The sequence below is a fragment of the Mumia sp. Pv4-285 genome, assembly GCF_041320275.1.
Lineage (GTDB): Bacteria > Actinomycetota > Actinomycetes > Propionibacteriales > Nocardioidaceae > Mumia > Mumia qirimensis.
The window spans coordinates 2,289,183-2,302,216 of the sequence record NZ_CP162023.1 but is presented as its reverse complement, the minus strand read 5'-3'; the positions used below and the strand labels follow the sequence as shown (position 1 = coordinate 2,302,216).

Below are 13,034 nucleotides of genomic sequence, written 5' to 3'. Positions count from 1 at the left end.
CGGCTCAGTCCGCGGTGCCGCCGTCACGGGCGCGCTGGCCGAACGTCCCCGTCGTGACTCGCGCGTACGACGCCGCGACGATCTTCTCCAGCACCGCGAGGTCGACGTCCTCCAGGTCCTTCACGTACAGGCACCCCACCCCGGTGGTGTGCGGACCGAGCCGAGCGAGCTCAGCCTCGTACGTCCCGATGCCGTCGGGCAGGTAGATCGTCGTCGCGGCCTTCCGAGGGGCGAACCCGGCGGCGGGCGCATCGCCCTCGCGGCCGCTCTCGTAGCGGTAGTGGTACGAGCCGAAGCCGACGATGGTGTGCCACATCGTGGGGTCCTCCCCCGTGATCCGCGACATCATCGCCAGCATCGTCGCCGCGTCGCGCTGGCGCTTCGCCGGCGTGACCGTGGCGAGGTGCTCCTCGACCGTGCGGTCCGTCATGCCCCGTCCACCGTCCTGCCGAGCTGCGCGGCGTACACGTCGGTGTCGACGTTGCCGCCGGTCACGACGACGCCGACGGTGCGGTCGGCATTGCGGGCTCGCTCCTGCACGGCAGCGGCGGTCGACGCGGCCGCAGCGCCCTCCGCGACGTTGTGGGTGCTCCGGAACAGCAGCCGCATCGCGGCCGACACCTCGTCGTCGGTGACGGTGACCAGCCGGGAGACGCCGTCGCGGATCAGGGCGAGCGCGTCGGCTCGCGGGGTCCGGCACGCCATCCCGTCGGCCAGTGTCGTGGTGACCGGGGTCGACACCAGCTCGCCGGCAGCGATCGAGTCCGCGTACGCCGTCGCGCCGGCGGACACGACCCCGACGACCTCGACGGGATGGGCGAGGGCCGCCTTGGCCGCGAGCATCCCACACACCCCGGAGCCCAGGCCGATCGGGACGTAGACGACCTCGAGGTCGGGCACCGCGGACAGGAGCTCCAGCGCGTACGTGCCGGCTCCCGCGATGATCCACGGGTGGAAGTTCGGCGCGAGCATGATGCCGCGCTCGTCGGCAAGACGGACGGCATGGTCCAACGACTCCTGGAAGTCGTCGCCGTGCTCGATCAGCTCCGCTCCCAGGGCTCGCATCGCGTCGTTCTTCTCACGACTGTTGCCGTGCGGGACGACGACGGTGGCCGGGATCCGGTGCCGGCCGGCCGCGTACGCCAGCGCCTGTCCGTGGTTGCCGCGGGTCGCCGACACGACACCTCGCGGCAGCGGACCGCTGCGCGCGAGACGGTCGAAGAACACCACGGCGCTGCGCGCCTTGAAGGCACCGAGCGGGGTGTGGTTCTCGTGCTTCACCCAGACCGTCGCGCCCAGGTCCTGGCCGAGCAGCGGCCACACCTGCTGCGGCGTGGCGGGGAACACCTCACGCACCGCGCGCGTGGCGTCCAGGAGGTCGGCGTGGTCGGGAAGCCCTGTCGCGGTCGGGACGGCGTACGTGTCGGTCATCTCCCGAGTGTGCCACCGCGCACCGATGAGTTCGCCCTTCCTGCGCCGTCCTCCCATGACGACACCAACCCGAGGAGGCCCCGTGCGTTCTGTGTACGCATTCCTGCTGACGTCCGTCGACGGCTACCACGCCGACGCGGACGGAAGCACCGAGTGGTTCACCGTCGACGAGGAGTTCGAGGAGTACTCGCGCTCGCAAGGAGACCACATCGACACGATCGTGATGGGACGCGTCACCTTCGAGCTGATGGCGTCCTACTGGCCGACCCCGGAGGCGTACGAGGCGGACCCGGTGGTGGCCGGGTTCATGAACGACCTCCCCAAGGTGGTGGCGTCCCGGACGATGACAGAGCACCCGTGGGGTCCGACGACGTTCGTGGCCGACGGTCTCGCCGACCACGTCCGCGAGCTCAAGACGGCCCCCGGCAAGGACATCGCGGTCTTCGGCAGCTCGTCGCTGGTCGCCGAGCTCCTCCCGACCGGCGTGATCGACGAGCTGCGGGTCATCGTCGACCCGGTCGCGCTCGGCAGCGGGACGCCCGTGCTGGCGGGGCTCGCCGGTCCGCTGCCGCTCCGGCGTACGGACGTCCGCAGCTTCGCGAACGGACATGTCCTGCTGACCTACGCGCCCACGCTCCCCTGACGCCTCAGAGCGAGATGCTCACCGGGAACGTCGCGATCCACGCGATCGAACCGAGCAGCACGACATAGCCGGCCATGATCATCACGGTCTGGAGCCGACGGTTGCCGATCTTGGTGCTCATCCCGGCGAAGAAGAGCGCGACCGCGTACAGGACGACCGTGAGCACGTAGTTGCCCGCCCGCTGGATGTCCTCCCGCACCTTCGCTGCCGACGCCTCCGCCTCGCGGTCCAGCTCGTCGGCCTTCGCGCTGGCAGCGAGGTCGTACTCCGGCATCGCGAACGGCGTCGGTGGCGCGGTCGCGTCGGTGAACGGGTTCGTCGCCTTCCATGCCTCGAACGCCGGCGTGAACTCACGCCGGAACCGCGCCTCGAAGAAGCCGGCGAGCTGCGGCTCTCCGCTGCGGTCGGCGTCCACCCACGCGATGAAGGTCGCGACGTCGATCTCCATCTGAGCCTCGGCCAGGCCCTGCTCCCGTGCGGCCTCGACCCGGATCGCGCTGGTGCGGCTCGCAGCCTCGGCCTGCTCGCCGTGCCAGCGCGTGGCCTGGTAGCTGCTCCACGACGTGGCGACGGCCGCCACGACCAGCAGCACCGTGACCGCCAGCTCGTGGAGCACACCCTCCTTCTCGGCGGGCGACTCAGCGCGCTCGGCCATCGCCGTCGCAGGGGATGGGCGGGTCGATGCCGGCGACTTCGATCGCGGAGTCCATCAGTCTCAGCGACCGCTCCATGGCGATCGGCTCCAGCCTCCCGAGGCCGTCACCGTGCGGGTTGTCGAAGAAGACGAGAAGCAGCAGGAGCAGCGTGATCACACACGTGACGCTGCCCATCAGCATCGCCTGGGTCCTCGCCCGCTCGGCGCGGTCGGCGAAGAACAGCATGTAGCCGAAGATCACTGCCGCGATCACGAACAGCCCTATCCAGATCGGCAGCGGCACGACGCCTTCGACGCCGTGGACCCGGTCGATCCGCGCCTGCTCCCGTGCACCGGTCTGGTCCATCCAGCGGTCGTACGCCGACTCCTCGGCTGCCGTGGCCGGCTGGTACGCCCGCATCGTCCGGAACATCTCGGCGCCCCAGGGGTTGAAGGCATCCCCGAGCGTCCCCTCGTCCATCGCCGGCCACTCCCTCCCGACGACCGACCGGGCGTAGCAGACCAGCATCCCGGTCAGCTCCTCCCCCGTCTCCGGCGGCAGGAACTGCGCCGTCTCCACCTGCTGGACCACCGCCAGCGCCTCAGCCTCCGCGCCGACGCGCGAGGCGTCGTACGACTCGAACGCGAGGAAGATGATGAAGCCGAGGATGACTGCGAACCCGGTCGCCAGCACCCCGAACACGCCCGACGCCCGGTCGCCGTCGGAGAAGTAGCTGCCCTCGGGGGCGCGGCGTCGGACCAGGAGCATCGCCGTCACCGTCGCGGCGGTGACGACCACGACGACGAGCACGCCGATGACCATGTTCACGCAGGACGTCCCTTCGTCGGAGTCCTCACATCCTGCGGTGTCGGCACGGACTCGGCATCACCCCCGCGGGATGAGTCGCGGGCTAGCCTGGAGGAGGAGGTGGTTCCATGACCGACCGTGACCGTGGCCCCGCCCGCCGCACCGAGCGGGACGTCTCGCCACCGCGCAGCCTGCACGCGTACGTCGACCCGGAGACGCTCGCCGTCCAGAAGGCGTCGTTCGTCGACCAGCAGATCAGGGCGGCGATGGCACGAGGCGAGTTCGACGACCTGCCACTCCACGGCAAGCCGATCCCGGGACTGGGCGACACGCACGACCCGGACTGGTGGGTGAAGCGCCTGATCGAGCGTGAGCAGATCAGCGGTGTCCTTCCCGAGGCGCTCCAGCTCCGCAAGGACGACGCCGGCCTCGATGCCGCGCTCGAGCGGCTCTCGTCCGAGAGCTCGGTCCGGTCCGCGCTGGAGGCCTTCAACGCCCGCATCGTCGAGGCGCGTCGTCAGCTGCGCGGTGGTCCCCCGGTGATCACGCCGACCCGTGACGTCGACCAGGAGGTCCGGCGTTGGGCGGAGCGCCGGCGGACGCGCGGGAGCGCCTGAGCGTTCGCTCAGGGAGGCTCGCTAGGCTGCACGCGTGAGTGACATCGGAGGGATCGCGGGCTTCGCAGCCGACCTGATGGACTGGCTCGGTGCCCCCGGGGCCGGCCTCGCCGTGGCCCTCGAGAACATCTTTCCTCCGATCCCCAGCGAGGTGATCCTCCCGCTCGCCGGCTTCACCGCCAGCGTCGGCGACATGAACCTCGCCGCCGCGCTGATCTGCACGACGATCGGATCGATCGTCGGCGCGCTCGCGCTGTACCTGATCGGCCAGTGGTTCGGGCGCGACCGTCTGTACGCCGTCGTGGCCAAGCTGCCCCTGGTGAAGGTCACCGACGTCGAGAAGACCGAGGAGTGGTTCGCCAAGCACGGGACGAAGGCCGTCTTCTTCGGGCGGTTCATCCCGATCTTCCGCAGTCTCATCTCGATCCCGGCCGGTCTCGAGCGCATGCCGCTGCGAGTGTTCCTGACGCTGACCGCGCTCGGCAGCGCGATCTGGAACACGTTGTTCATCATGCTCGGCTACGCGCTCGGCAACCGCTGGGAGACGGTCAGCGACGTCGTCGGGACGTACTCGAAGGTCGTCCTCGTCGTCGCCCTGGTCGCCGTCGCCGCGTTCCTGGCGCTCCGCATCGTCCAGGTGCGTCGTCGCCGCCAGGCGGGTCTGCCCGAAGAGCCCTGACCGGCGGCGGTGCGGTCAGCCGATGGACGCGATGTGCTCGATGAGCGCGGTGGTGGACACCGACGGCGTACGCGGGAAGTAGACGACCTCGCACAGCGACGAGAACTCGTCGAAGCGCCCCTTCCAGTCGTCTCCCATCGTGAGCACGGCGGCGTCGAACTTGCGGATGTAGTCGCCCTTGAGCTCGAGGCTCTCCTCGACGAAGACCTCGTCGACACAGCGCAGCGCCGACACGATCTCGATCCGCTCCTCCTGCGAGAAGACGGGCGCACGGCCCTTCTTGCGGACGTTGAGGGCGTCTGCGGAGACACCGACCACGAGCCGGTCGCCGAGCGACGCGGCGCGCTCGAGGATGCGGACGTGTCCGACGTGGAAGACGTCGAACGTGCCGAAGGTGATCACCGTGCGTTCACTCACGCGACGAGACTACCCGTCGGTCACGTGCTGGGTGAGCGCCGGTTGCGGGACCGCGTGCGCAGCACCCACCACATCCCGACGATCGGGAGGACGAGCGGCACGTAGCCGTACCCGGCGCCGAACTCGGACCACACCGTCGCGTCGGGGAAGAGCTCGGGATCGAGGACGGTGAGGGTGCCGATGACGAGGACACCGACGAGCTCGACGCCGATCGCGACCGTCGCCACCTTCGAGGAGGTCTCTCCACGCCGGGCGAGGGCGACGGTCGCCACGACGTAGACGGCTGCGGCGAACGCCGACAGGAGGTACGCGAGCGGGGCCTCGTCGAACTGAAGCACGAGCTGCACCAACGAGCGGGCGGTCGCGGAGATCGCGAACACGGCGTAGACGGCGACGAGCACGCGCCCGAATCCCGAGCCGGTCTGCGCGTCGTCGCGGGAGCGCTCGGTGGGGTGCTCAGGCATGTCCGCCCCAGATCTGGACCAGTCGGGCGACGAGCACGGCGACGGTCAGCATGCCCACGACGACCACGCCCGTCCCCCAGCGGGACTTCTCGGCGACGCCCCACACGACCGCGGCCGGCGGGATCACGGCGCACGTGAGCAGGTAGCCGACGAACGTGACGCCCTGGACGTCGCGCGACGTCGCGGCGAGAGCGACGCACCCGGCGACGAGCTGCGCGACCACGAGGACCTCGAGCGCGGACGCGAGGTAGAACAACGGGTTGTCGACCGGCCGGTCACGGACGAGGAGGTACGCGGCGTACGCGGCCACACCGACCGCACAGAGCGCGACGAACCAGGCGAACCACAAGGACACGGGTGGACCTCAGCCCTGCGGCGGACGGTAGGCGGGGATCCCGGTCAGGGCCTGGCCGATGATCAGGGTGTGCATCTCGGACGTCCCCTCGTACGTGAGGACGGACTCGAGGTTGTTCATGTGCCGGATCACCGGGTACTCCAGCGAGATGCCGTTGGCTCCCAGGACCGTCCGCGCCGTCCGGCAGATCTCGAGCGCCTCACGGACGTTGTTGAGCTTGCCGTAGCTGACCTGCTCCGGCCGCAGACCGACCCTGTCCTTGCGACGACCCAGGTGGAGCGCGAGCAGGATGCCCTTGTTCAGCTCCAGCGACATCGTCGCGAGCTTCTCCTGGGTCAGCTGAAAGGCGGCGATCGGCGCCCCGAACTGGGTACGGGTGGCCGCATAGTCACGCGCCGCCTCGTACGACGCCCGGGCGGCGCCCATCGCACCCCACACGATGCCGTAGCGCGCCTCGCTCAAGCACGACAGCGGTCCGCGCAGACCGCTCACCTCAGGAAGGACGGCGTCCGAAGGCAGGCGTACGCCGTCCAGCACGAGCTCGGACGTGACAGACGCCCGCAGCGACATCTTGTGCTTGATGGTGGTGGCGGTGAAGCCCGGTGTGTCGGTCGGGACGACGAACCCGCGGACCTGTGAGCCGCCGTCGGAACCTTCCGTCTGCGCCCACACCACGGCGACGTCGGCGAGCGAGCCGTTCGTGATCCACATCTTCGAGCCGTTGAGGAGCCAGTCGCCACCGCTGTCCTGACGCGCGTGCGTACGCATGCTCGCCGGGTCGGAACCCGCGTCGGGCTCGGTCAGTCCGAAGCACCCGACGGCCTCTCCGGTGGCCATCCGCGGCAGCCAGGTCTGCTTGTGGTCCTCGCTCCCGTACGCCCAGATCGCGTACATGGCGAGCGACCCCTGCACGGACACCATCGATCGGACGCCGGAGTCCGACGCCTCCAGCTCCAGGCAGGCGACACCGTAGGCGGTCGCGCTGGTGCCGGCGCACCCGTAGCCGTCGAGGTGCATGCCGAGCAGGCCGAGCTTGCCGAACGCCCGCATCAGGTCACGGGCCGGCAGGTCGCCCGACTCGAACCACTCGGCGACGTACGGCTCGACCTCGGCGTCGAGCATCGTGCGGACGCTCTGCCTGATCGCCACCTCCTCGGGATCCAGGAGGTCGTCGATCCCGAGCGGATCGGCCGGGTCGAGAGCGGGCGGCCGGTGCATCGTCATGATTCGATGCTAGACCTGGTGCCCCACCGGTCCGGACATAGGCTGGGAGCATGACCGCACCCACGTCGCGGCGCCGCGTCGTCGAATGGGTCGGCGGCGTCCCGCGAGCGCACGAGGACCGGCTGATCGCCGAGGAACCGCTGGAGATCCGCATCGCCGCGCCGGGATCGCCCGACCGCCGCCTCGGCGTGACGATGCGCACGCCGGGGAACGACTTCGACCTCGCGGCCGGTCTCGTCCTCGCTGAGGGCGTGATCGGGGGCCGCGACGACCTGGCGGGCATCGCGTACTGCACGGATGCCACGCTCACCGACGAGCAGCGGTTCAACGTGGTGACGGTGGCCCTCGCTCGTCCGGCGGCGCGCGGCTGGAAGGAGCGGTCCCTGCGTGCGACGTCGGCCTGCGGGGTCTGCGGCACGGACTCGTTGGACGAGGTCGAGGACCTCGTCCAACGGCTGCCGGAGCGCGGTGAGGAGACGCCTTCCTGGTCACCGGCTGATCTTGCCGCCTTGCCGGACGCCTTGCGACGCGATCAACGGCACTTCGCCCGGACCGGAGGCGCCCACGCCGCAGGGCTGTTCGCCTCCGACGGGGCCACGGTGGTGGTGCGCGAGGACGTGGGGCGCCACAACGCCGTCGACAAGGTGAACGGCCACGTGCTTCTCGAAGGGATCGCGACCGCCGGTCTCGCCCTGTGCACCAGCGGTCGGATCGGCTTCGAGATCGTCCAGAAGGCGGTCGTCGCCGGGGTCGGCGCGGTGGTCGGTGTCGGAGCACCGACGACGCTCGCGGCCAGGCTCTGCGACCGCACGGGGACGACGCTCGCCGGGTTCGCCCGCGACGGCCGCGTCGTCGTCTACGCGGACCGTGCCGGCGAGGTCGGCCGATGACGGCCGGGACGTTCCGCATCGGCGGCGATCTCGAGGTGGGGAGGCTGGGCTTCGGCGCCATGCGGCTGCCGACCGCACCGGCCGAGGCGCGAGCCGCCTCGGTCGCCGTGGCGCAGCGGGCGGTCGAGCTCGGCATCACCCTGATCGACACCGCCCACATGTACGGGTGGGGCGCGAACGAGGAGCTGCTCGCCGAGGCGCTCCACCCGTATCCCGACGATCTGCTCGTCGCCACGAAGGTCGGCATCGTCCGCTCCACCGAGACGACTGGTTGGACCCACGATGCCCGCCCCGAGGCGCTGCGAGATCACATGGCAGCGGCGCTCCGGCGGCTGCGCCTCGACCGGATCGAGCTGCTCCAGCTCCATCGCCTCGATCCCGCGACACCGTTGGCCGACCAGCTCGGCGCGCTGCGCTCGAGGCGTGCGAGGCGGCCGGGATCGCCTTCCTGCCCTGGCGTCCCGTTGCCGGAGCAACGACGGAGTCGGGGGTCGCCGTCGCCGCCGTGGCGGACGAGCTCGGCGCGACGCCCGCTCAGGTCGCCGTCGCGTGGCTGCTCGCCCGCTCTCCCGTCGTCCTTCCGATCCCGGGTACGACGCGGGTGGAGCACCTCGAGGAGAACGTCGCGGCAGCCGGCCTGGCGCTGGAACCCGACCACCTCCGTCGGCTCGACGCCCTCGCAGAGCCGTCTGACGCCACCGCGTCCTAGACTCCTCCTTCGTGCACACTGACCCGTCTTGCCCCCACGTCGTCATCGCGCCCGCGATGGGGGTCCACTCGGCCTACTACCGCGAGCTGGCCGCGGCGATCGAGGCGATCGGCTGGAGCTCCTGCACCCTCGCCGCCCGCGGCATCGACCGTGACACCGAGGCACCGACGCGGCACAACGACTGGGGCTACGCCCAGCTCGTGGCCGCCCTCGGCGAGCACATCGCACGGTTCCGCGCACAGCACCCCGACATCCCGGTCGTGGTGCTCGGCCACAGCCTGGGCGGGCAGGTGGCCCTCGGCTACGCACTCGACGGGGGCAGGGTCGACGGGCTCGTCCTCGCTGGCGCCTCCGAGCCGTACTACCGCCGCTACGGCAAGCGCTTCTGGGGCATCTGGGCGCTCGCCGCAGCCGTGCCGCCCGTGACGGCGCTGTACGGCTACTGGCCCGCGTGGGGGTTCGGCGGGCCGCAGCCGCGAACCCTCATGCGGCAGTGGTCGCGCCTGGTCCGCCGCAGGCGCTTCCCGTACCCCGAGGGGCGGCTCCCCCGCGAGGTCCTGGACACGCCCACCTTCGTCCTCCAGGTCGAGGGCGATGTCCTGTCCGTCCCACGAGCGGCACGCGCGCTCGTGCGGCCCGTGCAGGACGAGTCCGTCACCTGGTGGGACTACCGCCGCGACGCCGCGCCGGCCGGTGCTCGGATCGACCACCTCTCGTGGGCGAAGTCGCCGGGGCCGGCGGTCGACGCCGTCCAGCAGTGGTGGTCGCGTCGACGGTCGGACGCCACCACCGCCCTCTGACGCTCAGAGCGCTCGGGTCCCGAGCGAGCGAGCGGTCTCGGCGAAGGCGCGGATCTCGGGCGTCTCCCGATCGGCGAGCCAGATCAGGGCCCACTCGGTGTCCGGCACGTCCGTGATGGGCACGTACGTCACCCCCGGCATGGTGTAGTAGCGGCACACGTGCGCGTTCACCGGTGTCACGCCGTCGCCCGCGGCGACGCACGTCAGGACCTCGTGGAACGTGCGCACTCCACGGCCCCGGATGACCGGCCGACCGGCGGGTGTCCGGCGCGGCAGCATCGCCTGCTCCCAGTAGCCGGGTGCCTCCGCTCCGATGTCGAACACCGTCTCGTCGCCGAGTACCTCGATCGAGACCTCACCCTTCGTGGCGAGGGGATGGCTGCTCGCCACCGCGAGGACGCGGCCTTCGGTCAGCACGCGCGGTCCGACCCGCACGTCAGGCTCCGACACCGGCAGCCAGGTCACCTGGACGTCCACCTCACCGCGCCGCAGCCTGCCGAACGGGTCGCTGAAGTGGAACTCGCGAGGCTCGACGGAGCAGGTCGGATGTCGCGCGACGAACGCCTCGACCACGGGGCGCATGTCGTTGCCGACGGCTCCCATCGTGGCCAGCCTGAGCACCCCCTCAGGCGTACGGGCGGACCGGCTCGCGAGCGCCAGGCCCGACTGGATGAGCTCGTACCCCTGACGCAGGTCGTCACGCAACCGTGCCCCGACCGGCGTGAGGCTCACCTGCCGGCTCGTCCGCTCGAACAGCACGGTGCCCATCCGGCGCTCCTGCTTGGCGATCGCCTGGCTGACCCGTGCCTGGGACACGTTGAGGCGCTCGGCCGTACGCCCGAAATGGAGCTCGTCGGCCAGGGTCAGGAAGATCTCGATGTCCCGCAGCTCCACCGCCGTACGACCTCCGCTCCGATCACCAGTGCGTTATCGATCCTCCCAAAGAGCGGTGTTGGTCCCGACGCCGGCCCCGACGAGCCTGGAGACATGAGACGCCTCACCTACCTGGTCGCCCTCTCCATCGACGGCTTCATCGCCGGCCCTGACGACGAGGTCGACTTCTTTCCCTCGTCCGACGCGTACGCCGCCTGGATGCTCGAGGAGTACCCCGATGTCCTTCCGTCCCTGGGCAGGACCCAGCTCGGCCTGACCGACGCCCCCAATCGCCACTTCGACACGGTCGTGATGGGTCGGCGGACCTACGAACCCGGGCTCGCCCTCGGCATGACCAGCCCGTACCCGCACCTGCGCCAGTACGTCGTCTCCACGACGCAGGAGGAGCTCTCCGCCGACGTGACGATCGTGCGCGACGACCCGGTCGCCCTCGTACGCGGTCTCAAGGCCGAGGACTCGCTCCTCGACGTCTACCTCGCCGGCGGTGGCAGGCTGGCCACGGCGGTGCTTCCGGAGATCGACCGGATCATCGTCAAGCGCTACCCGGTGGTCGCCGGCGCGGGGATCTCCGCCTTCGGCGGCGCGCCGTTCGCGCCGGTCTCCTTCGACCTGACCGACCTCATGACATTCCCCGGGGGCAACGCCGTGCTCGTCTACGACAGGATCTGAGCTGTGTGTCGTGAAGCCCCAGCCGATCGGTCGACCGACCTCCACCCGGTCGGTGGATGCGGCAACCGCCGCGTTCGCGATGGGATGGGTGTATGACGACGACATCAGCGCCCGCCATCGAGGTCCGCGGGCTGCGCAAGACGTACGGACCCGTGGTGGCCGTGGACCACGTCGACCTGTCCGTCTCCGAGGGGGAGATCTTCGGCGTCCTCGGCCCGAACGGGTCCGGAAAGAGCACGACCGTCGAGTGCATCGCCGGGCTGCGACGCCCCGACGCGGGCACGGTTCGCATCCTGGGCCTCGACCCGGCCAAGGACCGCGACGCCGTCGAGCGCTCGGTCGGCGTCCAGCTCCAGCAGGCGGGGCTCCAGCCGAAGCTGCGGGTCCGCGAGGCGCTCGACCTGTTCGCGTCCTTCTACGACGACCCGCGTGACCCCGTCGAGCTGGCGGACAGGCTGGGTCTCGCCGAACGGATGGATCATCCGTGGCGCAAGCTCTCGGGAGGCCAGCAGCAGCGGCTCGCGATCGCCCTCGCACTCGTCGGCCGACCGAAGGTCGCTCTCCTCGACGAGCTGAGCACCGGTCTCGACCCCCACTCCCGTCGTGAGGTGTGGGAGCTCGTCGAGGAGATCCGCGCCGAGGGAACCACCGTCCTCCTCGTCACCCACCTGATGGAGGAGGCGCAGCACCTGTGCGACCGGATCGCCGTGGTCGAGCGCGGACGCGTCCTCGTGGTCGACACCCCGGAAGGGCTGATCGGTCGAACCGCGGCGCCGCTGGTCGTCTCCTTCGTCTCCGCCGGGCTGCCTGATCTCGACGACCTGCGGATCGTCACGGGCGTCTCCGACGTGATGGAGCGGTCGGGGCGTGTCCAGGTCGCGTGCGACGAGCCGGCTGTCCTGCTCGTCCTCGACTGGCTGCGCGACCGTGCGGTGCGTCCCGACCGCCTGCGCATCACCGAGTCCACCCTCGACGAGGCGTACCTCGACCTGGTCAGCGAACAGCCGACCGGCGCCGGCGACAAGGAGATCGTCCGATGACCACCACCGCCACGCGCTCCCCCGGCACGAGCATGCTGCGGACGGAGGCACGCCTCATGCTGCGCGAGCCTGCGGCGATGTTCTGGATCGTGCTCTTCCCGACCATCCTGCTCTGCATCCTGGGCGCGATCCCGTCGTTCCGCGAACCCAGCGACGATCTGGGCGGGCTGCCGGTGATCGCCCTCTACGTCCCGATCACCGTCCTGCTGTCGGCGATCATGGCATCGCTGCAGTCGATGCCTGCCGTGATCGCGGCCTACCGTGAGAACGACGTGCTGCGGCGGTACTCGACGACACCCGCCAAGCCGTCCCAGATCTTGATGGCCCAATGGGTGATCCACGGAGTCGGCATCCTCGCCGGGGCGCTCCTCGCGATCCTCGTCGGGCTGGTCGTCTTCGGCGTCGACCTTCCGAAGTCACCGCTCGTGTACACCGCGGTGTTCCTGCTCGCCGTGCTCGCGAACCTGGCCACCGGTGGGCTCATCTCGGGGCTGGCCCCATCGGCCAAGGCGTCCGCCGCGATCGGTACGGTGGTCTTCTTCCCGTCGATGTTCACCGCGGGCGTGTGGGTGCCCATCAGTGTCCTCCCCGACCTGCTCCAAGACATCGTGGCGCTGACGCCCAACGGTGCTGCCGTGCTGGCGCTCGACGCCGCCGCCGCTGGAGACGCGCCCGGTCTGGTGCACATCCTGGTGCTGCTGGCGTGGACGATCGGACTCGGCGGGGCCGCGGCGCGCTACTTCCGGTGGGAGTGACAGCC

At 70.6% G+C, this 13,034-nt stretch carries 18 protein-coding genes and 1 pseudogene; 10 read left to right on the top strand and 9 right to left on the bottom strand.

The annotated features are described in order from the left end of the window. Positions 1–4: 4 nt before the first annotated feature. Together AB3M34_RS11110 and AB3M34_RS11105 are read right to left on the bottom strand one after the other, a co-directional pair. A complete protein-coding gene (locus AB3M34_RS11110; RefSeq protein ID WP_370619872.1) occupies positions 5–430 on the bottom strand; it encodes a DUF1801 domain-containing protein in 426 nt (141 codons plus the stop codon). Beyond that, positions 427–1,431 (bottom strand): threonine dehydratase, encoded by a 1,005-nt coding sequence (locus AB3M34_RS11105; RefSeq protein WP_370619871.1) that lies wholly within the window; start codon positions 1,429–1,431, stop codon positions 427–429. The genes AB3M34_RS11110 and AB3M34_RS11105 overlap by 4 nt, the downstream gene beginning before the upstream one ends. A gap of 82 nt (positions 1,432–1,513) precedes the next feature. Here AB3M34_RS11105 and AB3M34_RS11100 point away from each other — a divergent pair, with 82 nt between their 5' ends. Beyond that, positions 1,514–2,074 (top strand): dihydrofolate reductase family protein, encoded by a 561-nt coding sequence (locus AB3M34_RS11100; RefSeq protein ID WP_370619869.1) that lies wholly within the window; start codon positions 1,514–1,516, stop codon positions 2,072–2,074. A gap of 4 nt (positions 2,075–2,078) precedes the next feature. On the opposite strand, the gene AB3M34_RS11095 is transcribed toward AB3M34_RS11100, so the two are convergent. Next, positions 2,079–2,729 carry a hypothetical protein gene (locus tag AB3M34_RS11095; protein WP_370619867.1) on the bottom strand — a complete coding sequence of 217 codons (651 nt, stop codon included), beginning with the start codon at positions 2,727–2,729 and terminating at the stop codon, positions 2,079–2,081. After that, complete coding sequence (locus AB3M34_RS11090; protein WP_370619866.1) at positions 2,713–3,537, bottom strand: hypothetical protein; 825 nt, start codon at positions 3,535–3,537, stop codon at positions 2,713–2,715. Before AB3M34_RS11090 ends, AB3M34_RS11095 begins: the two co-directional genes overlap by 17 nt. 107 nt (positions 3,538–3,644) lie before the next feature. Here AB3M34_RS11090 and AB3M34_RS11085 point away from each other — a divergent pair, with 107 nt between their 5' ends. Both AB3M34_RS11085 and AB3M34_RS11080 read left to right on the top strand, forming a co-directional pair. Continuing rightward, complete coding sequence (locus AB3M34_RS11085) at positions 3,645–4,133, top strand: DUF1992 domain-containing protein (protein ID WP_370619864.1); 489 nt, start codon at positions 3,645–3,647, stop codon at positions 4,131–4,133. A gap of 34 nt (positions 4,134–4,167) precedes the next feature. Then, the gene (locus tag AB3M34_RS11080; protein ID WP_370619862.1) at positions 4,168–4,812 is read left to right on the top strand and encodes a DedA family protein; all 645 of its coding nucleotides are present in this window, start codon (positions 4,168–4,170) and stop codon (positions 4,810–4,812) included. A gap of 15 nt (positions 4,813–4,827) precedes the next feature. Here the strand turns inward: AB3M34_RS11080 and AB3M34_RS11075 are convergent, their stop codons facing one another. The 4 genes from AB3M34_RS11075 to AB3M34_RS11060 are packed head-to-tail and all read right to left on the bottom strand — an operon-like array spanning position 4,828 to position 7,272. After that, positions 4,828–5,229 (bottom strand): adenylyltransferase/cytidyltransferase family protein, encoded by a 402-nt coding sequence (locus tag AB3M34_RS11075; protein WP_370619861.1) that lies wholly within the window; start codon positions 5,227–5,229, stop codon positions 4,828–4,830. Positions 5,230–5,249: 20 nt separating this feature from the next. Continuing rightward, positions 5,250–5,693, bottom strand: coding sequence for a hypothetical protein (locus AB3M34_RS11070; protein ID WP_370619859.1), 444 nt, complete (start codon positions 5,691–5,693; stop codon positions 5,250–5,252). Continuing rightward, positions 5,686–6,048 carry a hypothetical protein gene (locus AB3M34_RS11065; RefSeq protein ID WP_370619857.1) on the bottom strand — a complete coding sequence of 121 codons (363 nt, stop codon included), beginning with the start codon at positions 6,046–6,048 and terminating at the stop codon, positions 5,686–5,688. The genes AB3M34_RS11070 and AB3M34_RS11065 overlap by 8 nt, the downstream gene beginning before the upstream one ends. 9 nt (positions 6,049–6,057) lie before the next feature. Then, positions 6,058–7,272, bottom strand: coding sequence for an acyl-CoA dehydrogenase family protein (locus AB3M34_RS11060; protein ID WP_370619855.1), 1,215 nt, complete (start codon positions 7,270–7,272; stop codon positions 6,058–6,060). Between the two features lie 50 nt (positions 7,273–7,322). Here AB3M34_RS11060 and AB3M34_RS11055 point away from each other — a divergent pair, with 50 nt between their 5' ends. From AB3M34_RS11055 to AB3M34_RS11040, 4 genes and pseudogenes are all read left to right on the top strand, one after another. Further along, complete coding sequence (locus tag AB3M34_RS11055; RefSeq protein ID WP_370619853.1) at positions 7,323–8,162, top strand: formate dehydrogenase accessory sulfurtransferase FdhD; 840 nt, start codon at positions 7,323–7,325, stop codon at positions 8,160–8,162. Further along, positions 8,159–8,518, top strand: a pseudogene (locus AB3M34_RS11050) (aldo/keto reductase); the annotation flags it as partial. The gene AB3M34_RS11055 and the pseudogene AB3M34_RS11050, both read left to right, overlap by 4 nt. Before the next feature lie 149 nt (positions 8,519–8,667). Beyond that, positions 8,668–8,871 carry an aldo/keto reductase gene (locus tag AB3M34_RS11045; RefSeq protein ID WP_370619851.1) on the top strand — a complete coding sequence of 68 codons (204 nt, stop codon included), beginning with the start codon at positions 8,668–8,670 and terminating at the stop codon, positions 8,869–8,871. 11 nt (positions 8,872–8,882) lie between these two features. Then, the gene (locus AB3M34_RS11040; protein ID WP_370619849.1) at positions 8,883–9,671 is read left to right on the top strand and encodes an alpha/beta fold hydrolase; all 789 of its coding nucleotides are present in this window, start codon (positions 8,883–8,885) and stop codon (positions 9,669–9,671) included. A 3-nt stretch (positions 9,672–9,674) separates the two neighbouring features. Here AB3M34_RS11040 and AB3M34_RS11035 read toward each other — a convergent pair whose 3' ends face one another. Beyond that, positions 9,675–10,565, bottom strand: coding sequence for a LysR family transcriptional regulator (locus AB3M34_RS11035; protein ID WP_370619847.1), 891 nt, complete (start codon positions 10,563–10,565; stop codon positions 9,675–9,677). 93 nt (positions 10,566–10,658) lie between these two features. Between AB3M34_RS11035 and AB3M34_RS11030 the strand changes: the two genes are divergently transcribed. From AB3M34_RS11030 to AB3M34_RS11020, 3 genes are all read left to right on the top strand, one after another. Further along, positions 10,659–11,234, top strand: a complete 576-nt coding sequence (locus tag AB3M34_RS11030) for a dihydrofolate reductase family protein (RefSeq protein ID WP_370619846.1) — start codon at positions 10,659–10,661, stop codon at positions 11,232–11,234. 92 nt (positions 11,235–11,326) lie between these two features. Then, entirely contained in the window at positions 11,327–12,274 is a 948-nt protein-coding gene (locus AB3M34_RS11025) for an ATP-binding cassette domain-containing protein (protein ID WP_370619844.1), read from the top strand. After that, a complete protein-coding gene (locus AB3M34_RS11020; RefSeq protein ID WP_370619843.1) occupies positions 12,271–13,029 on the top strand; it encodes an ABC transporter permease in 759 nt (252 codons plus the stop codon). Before AB3M34_RS11025 ends, AB3M34_RS11020 begins: the two co-directional genes overlap by 4 nt. The last annotated feature ends 5 nt before the right edge of the window (positions 13,030–13,034 follow it).